The sequence below is a fragment of the Saccharomonospora saliphila YIM 90502 genome (genome assembly GCF_000383795.1).
Lineage (GTDB): Bacteria > Actinomycetota > Actinomycetes > Mycobacteriales > Pseudonocardiaceae > Saccharomonospora > Saccharomonospora saliphila.
Genome location: NZ_KB912602.1, coordinates 1 through 5,722 on the forward strand (window position 1 = coordinate 1; position 5,722 = coordinate 5,722).

The window sequence follows — 5,722 nt, forward strand, 5'->3', positions numbered from 1 at the left end:
CGAGGTCGTCGCTGTCAACCAGCTCCGCCAGCGCGGCCGCGTCCCGCGGCAGGCCGACCCGCTCGGCGCCCTCCCGGGCCTTGCGGTCCAGGTACGGCCGCAGCCACGGCCATACCTGCTGCGCTTCGCGGCAGAAGATGTCCGCCCCCACGGCGCCGATGCCGGGCACCTCGCACAACAGGCGGCGCAACGCGCGGGGATCACGGTCGGCTCGTGCGGCCATCCGCCGCAGATCGCCGCGATAGGTGTCCTCGATCAGGGTTGCCCCTTCGCCCAGTGTGTTCGCCGTGCTCTCGTCGTAGCGGACGTAGTGGCCACGGCCGAGCGCGTCCACTCGCTCCTGCCACTCGGAATCCCGCATCTTCCGGGGACTGGACAACCCCGCGCGGAACAGCTCACGTGCTGCGGCGACGGCGATATCGGCCTTGATCCGCGCCGACATCAGCACCGAAAGCACCAGCAACCGGTACAGCGCCGTGGGCGTGTCGGCGAGCCGGATACCGGCCTCGTCGGCGTAGGTGCGCCCGGCCACCTCCAGCAACCGGGCGGCGGTCCGCGCGCTGGCCTTGCTCATGTCCGAGCACGTACCCGGCGTGGGGTGACCCGACACGCCGTCACCGCGCGGTTCTTCCGCCCCGGTTCGGGGCCCGCGCGTGTCTGAGCGCGGTCCAGCGTGTCTCCTCATCGTGATCCGCGTTACATAGGGTGCGGATCGACGTCGGATCGAGGAGGACAGCGTTGAGCACCGAGCCATCCGTCGCGAGCAGGGTCGAAGGACAGACCGTGGCGCGCCTGCTGCGCCGCAACGCGGACGAGTACGCCGACCTGCCCGCCCTGGCCTCGCTGGACGAACCGGACGGCGAGACTCTGACCTGGGCCGCGCTGCGCGACGAGGTCGCCGCGGTCGCGCGCGGCCTCGCCGATCTCGGTCTGCGTGCCCGCCAGCGGATGATCATCATGGCGCCGAGCCGCCCGGAGCACCTCATCGTTGATCTCGCGGCGGCCAACCTGGCCGCGATCCCGTGCACGGCGTACTCGACGTTGAGCAGCGACCAGATCCGCTATGTGGTCAACCACAGCGCCGCCTCGGTCGCCGTGCTGGCGGGCGAGGCCGAGCTCGCGCGCTGGTGGCCGGTACTGGACGACCTGCCGAACCTGGAACACATCGTCCTCTTGGACCCCGACGCCGCGCCCGCCGACGACCCGCGATTCGTCGGCTTCGCCGCCCTGCGCGAGCGCGGAGCGGACCTGCACGCGGATAATCCGGCGGCGTTCGAGCGGCTCACCGACGACATCAAGCCCGACGACCCGCTGTCGATGATCTACACCTCGGGGACGACGGGCTCGCCGAAGGGCGTCGTGCTCTCCCACCGCAACGCCATCCACGAGGCCGTCGCGCTGCACACACTGCACGACTCCCCCATGCACATGGCCAACATCGCCTATCTCCCGCTGGCCCACATCGCCGAGCGGGAACTGTCGATCTACATGCCGATCGTGCACGCCGGGCACGTGCACACCCTCGCCGACCCGGCGGAGATCGTCTCCGCGCTGGGCCGGGTGCGGCCGAACGCGTTCTTCGGTGTCCCCCGCGTCTGGGAAAAGATGGTGGCCGGGATGCGGAACATGCTCGCCGGAGCGCCGGCAGAACGCCGCGACGCGCTCACGGCGGCCGGCGAGCTGCTGCGCCAGGGGTACGCGCTCCGCAGCGCGGGTGAGCCGGTGCCCGACGAACTGGCCCGGCGCATCGCCGAGACCGACGCGACCGTGCTCGCGCCCGTGCGGACGATGCTCGGCCTCGACCGGCTGCACCTCGCCTCGGGCGGGGCGGCGGCCATTCCGGTCGAGGTGCTGCACTTCCTCGCCGGGCTCGGCATCGAGGTGCAGGAGGTGTGGGGTCTGTCCGAGACCACCGGCGCGGTCACCTCGAACCGCGCCGGGGCGTTCCGGGCAGGCACCGTGGGCCGTCCGGTCGCCGACGTCGAGGTGTCCGTGGCCGATGACGGCGAGCTGCTGGTGCGCGGGCCCATCGTGTTCCTCGGGTACCTGCGGGAGGACGGGTCCATCGCCCCGGCGACCGATCCCGACGGGTGGTTCGCCACGGGCGACATCGGCTCGATCGACGAGGACGGATTCGTCTCGATCACCGACCGGAAGAAGGAGCTGCTCATCACCGCGGGGGGCAAGAACGTCGCTCCCACGCGGATCGAGGGCCTGCTCACCGAGCACCCGCTGATCGGCAAGGCCATCGCGCTGGGCGACAACAGGCCCTACATCACGGCACTGCTGGTGCTCGACGACGAAATCGCCCCGGCGTGGGCGGCCACCCGGGGCATCGAGGCGAGCGACGTGGCGGCCCTGGCCGCGCATCCCGAGGTCGTGGCCGAAGTCGACGAGGCGGTGCGGGCCGCCAACGAACGGCTGGCCCGGGTCGAGCAGATCAAGCGCTACCGGCTGCTCACCGATCCGTGGTCGGCCGAGTCGGGGGAACTCACCCCCACACTCAAGCTCAAGCGCAGGGTCATCTCCAGCCGCTACGAATCCGAGATCGAGTCCCTCTACCAGATGTGACGCCCGCGCGCCCGGCGGCGTCGCCGTCAAGGCCTCCTTACCTGCGCTCAACGCAGTGAAGGAGGCCTTGACGGCACGACAACGACCGCGTCAGGCGCTGCGCGTGGACGGGTGGCCGGGGCTCATGGTCCACTCGCGCAGGGTCGGCGGGACGCGCTTCTCCATGCCATAAGGCTCGAGATGCGCGCTGAACACCTCGTCGAACACGCGCCGCACGCCGTCGGTGTCCCACGCCGGTCGCCGCACGATCGGTTCCTTGAACCACGGCTGTCCCACGATGTGCAACTCGGAGCCGTTGCACCGCAGCATCTGCCCGGTGATCCCTCGTGAGTCGTCGGCCAGCAAGAACACCACCAACGGCGCGACACGTGAGGGCGTCCGCTCGGGCGGGCAGTTGCGCAGGCTGCGCTCGGACTTCCACACCATTCGGGTGTGCGCCAGCGGGCACACGGCGTTGACGCGGACGCCGACCTCCTCCATGTCGAGCGCCCACGAGTAGGTCAGCGAGGCCACCGCGCCCTTGCTGGCCGCGTAGGTCCCCAGCTTGCGCTGGCCGAGGGAGGCTCCCGAGGAGATGTTGACGATCGACCCGCCCCGCTCCCGTTCCACCATGTGCTCGGCCGCGGCCGAGCCGGTGTAGATCACGCCGAGCACGTTTGTCTCGACCAGCTCCCGCACCCGCGCGGGGTCTTCCCGCCACGGAAGGGACTCGTAGTTGAGCCCCGCGTTGTTGACCAGGCCGTCCAGGGCGCCGAACTCCGCGACGCACTGCTCGGCCAGGGCGCGGGCCTGAGCGGGGTCGGCGACGCTGTGGCCGCTGGCGACCGCCGTGCCCCCGTGCGCGGTGATGTTCGCCGCCGTGCGCTCGGCGAGGTCGGCGTCGATGTCGTTGACCACGACCGAGGCGCCCGCCTGGGCGGCGTGCGTCGCGAACGCCGCGCCGAGTCCGCGCCCCGCACCGGTCACCACCACCGCCTTGCCGTCGAGTTCTCCGCTCATCCGCGTCGTCTCCCCACCGCGGGCCGCGGGGCCCGCTTCTCCGTCGTGTCACCGGCCGGACGGCGCCGGCACCTTCAGTGTCGGCGTCCTCTACACGGGGTGCGCCCGGCAGCTCGGCGAACGGACGCCACACTGCGCTGAACGAGTGAGCGGCGATCGGCCGGGGGATACCGCGCGGCGGTATCGCGGGCACGCCGCGCGGGACCCGGGAGGCCGCGCGGGGACCCGGGGAGGCCGTGCCGGTCCGGCCGCCGACGGCGGGAACCACCTGATCGTGCCGTTACCGGCACGGCGTGAACGGAGTCGGGAACAGGGTGTGCGGGTAGTCAGAAGTCACGACCGGACATTCGCCTCACCTCCTTCACGGTGGGGACCACGAGAGGTACCGACGACTGCGTGGCGACGATGAGTGCACGACTCCCGACGAGAAGTCCAGGCCCGCCACGGCTGTTCTCCCGTGACCGTGCCGGGCGGTCCATACCGGGTGAGGCTCAGAAGTCACGACCGGTCATCACCAACGCCTCCCTCACGGCTCGATGCACGGTTGGTCCGGGAAGTCCGGCACCGCCGACGATATCCCGGCAAGGGACCCGAAGTCACGAGGTGACCTCGGCATTCGCCCCCGTCACGGGCCACGGGCCCGGAGCCCGGCGCGCTGCCATCATGTGGACTGCCGGGGGGCCGGTACCGCTGCCGAGCCCGCGCCACCGCACACGAACTGCCACCGACGCCGGCGGGAGGACGGGCGAGTGCCGCTGTCACCACACGACCGTCGGGCACCGTGGCGACCGGCGCCGGATGTGGTGGACACCGGGACCGTGACCGGACAGCCGCGCACCGGCCCCCACGGGGGTCGCGGGGACGCGGGAATCCGACGGCTTCGCGTGCCGCATCCCGCGCGGTGGGCGCTGTGGAAGCGGCCGAGGCGCTTCGTCGTGTTCCTGCTGGCGATGGAACTGCTGGCGGTGGCGGGATTCGCGGCTGCGTTCGCCAAGGCGGCCGTGCCGACCACCACGGAGTGGCTCCGGTTCGGCATCCTCGCCACGGGCGCGACCGTCCACATCCAACTCACGCAGCGCCAGGAGGAGCGCAGGCGCAATCGCACGAGAACGGTTCTCATCGACCTGATCGCGGTGTGGGTCTTTCCCGCCGCCCTGGTGCTGCCTGCCACGCTCGCGGTGCTGCTGGTCGCGCTGATCAGGGTGCAGCGCTGGTTCACCGCCCGCCGCCCCGCGCACAACTTCGTCTTCTCCTCGCTGTCGCACGGCCTGGCGGCGGCGCTGGCCAACCTCACCTACATGTCGCTGGGCCCGCACGACTGGAGTGCCGTGAACGCGGCCGGGTCGCTACGCGAGTTCGGCCTGATCCTGCTCGCCGCCGTCGTCTACGAGGGCGTGCAACTGGTCTACGTCGGCGGCATCCTCGCTCTCGGCTCGCCCCGGCCGACACCGCGCGCCGTGCTCGGCAGCCCGGCCGACAACATGCTCGAGGTCCTCACCACCGGAATGGGCGTGGTGACCGCGGTGCTGCTCGTGGTGCTGCCACCCGCCGTCGCGATCATGGCCGCGGTCACGGTGGTGTTCAACCGGCTCGCCGAGCTCGAACAGCTCCAGGATGACGTGGTCACCGACCCGAAGACGGGACTGCTCAACATGCGGGGCTGGACCGAGTCGGCCGACCGCGCGCTCAACCGTGTGCGCAGGGCGGGCGGCACACTGTCCGTGCTCATGGTGGACCTCGACCACTTCAAGCGGATCAACGACGACTTTGGGCATCCCGCGGGTGACGACGTCCTGGCCGGGGTCGCCGAGGCACTCACCGGAGTGACCCGGCCCTCCGATGTCGTCGGCCGTTTCGGCGGTGAGGAGTTCGTGCTGGTGCTGCCGGAGGCGGACGAGACGGTGGCGCGCCAGGCCGCCGAACGCATCCGGTCGACCGTCGCGGCACTGCGGGTCGAGACCACCGACAAGCGTGGCGCCAGGATCACCGTGGGAGGGCGTACCGCCTCGGTCGGGGTCGCGGTGTTCCCGCGCCACGCCGACGACCTGCACGGGCTCATGCGGGCCGCCGACAGCGCGGTGTACGAGGCCAAGGAACACGGGCGCGACCGCGTCCACCTCGCCCGGCGGCCGGGCTGAGCGCACTCGCGCGG

Annotated in this window: 4 protein-coding genes; 2 read left to right on the forward strand and 2 right to left on the reverse strand. The window is 71.5% G+C overall.

The window, feature by feature from the left end; all coding sequences use genetic code 11:
• The coding region (locus SACSA_RS0101110; RefSeq protein ID WP_019812825.1) for a hypothetical protein at positions 1–574 on the reverse strand (574 nt) is incomplete at its 3' end.
• Positions 575–738: 164 nt separating this feature from the next.
• Here SACSA_RS0101110 and SACSA_RS0101115 point away from each other — a divergent pair.
• Positions 739–2,571, forward strand: a complete 1,833-nt coding sequence (locus SACSA_RS0101115) for an AMP-dependent synthetase/ligase (RefSeq protein ID WP_019812827.1) — start codon at positions 739–741, stop codon at positions 2,569–2,571.
• 90 nt (positions 2,572–2,661) lie between these two features.
• Here the strand turns inward: SACSA_RS0101115 and SACSA_RS0101120 are convergent, their stop codons facing one another.
• Positions 2,662–3,570, reverse strand: coding sequence for an SDR family NAD(P)-dependent oxidoreductase (locus SACSA_RS0101120; protein ID WP_019812829.1), 909 nt, complete (start codon positions 3,568–3,570; stop codon positions 2,662–2,664).
• A gap of 950 nt (positions 3,571–4,520) precedes the next feature.
• Between SACSA_RS0101120 and SACSA_RS0101125 the strand changes: the two genes are divergently transcribed.
• Positions 4,521–5,708, forward strand: a complete 1,188-nt coding sequence (locus SACSA_RS0101125) for a GGDEF domain-containing protein (protein ID WP_048876305.1) — start codon at positions 4,521–4,523, stop codon at positions 5,706–5,708.
• Positions 5,709–5,722: the final 14 nt, after the last annotated feature.

What these genes read in the sequence shown, in the direction of transcription:
- SACSA_RS0101120 (WP_019812829.1), bottom strand. Translation starts at nt 3,570, where the DNA reads ATGAGCGGAGAACTCGACGGCAAGGCGGTGGTGGTGACCGGTGCGGGG.
- SACSA_RS0101125 (WP_048876305.1), top strand. Translation starts at nt 4,521, where the DNA reads ATGGAACTGCTGGCGGTGGCGGGATTCGCGGCTGCGTTCGCCAAGGCG.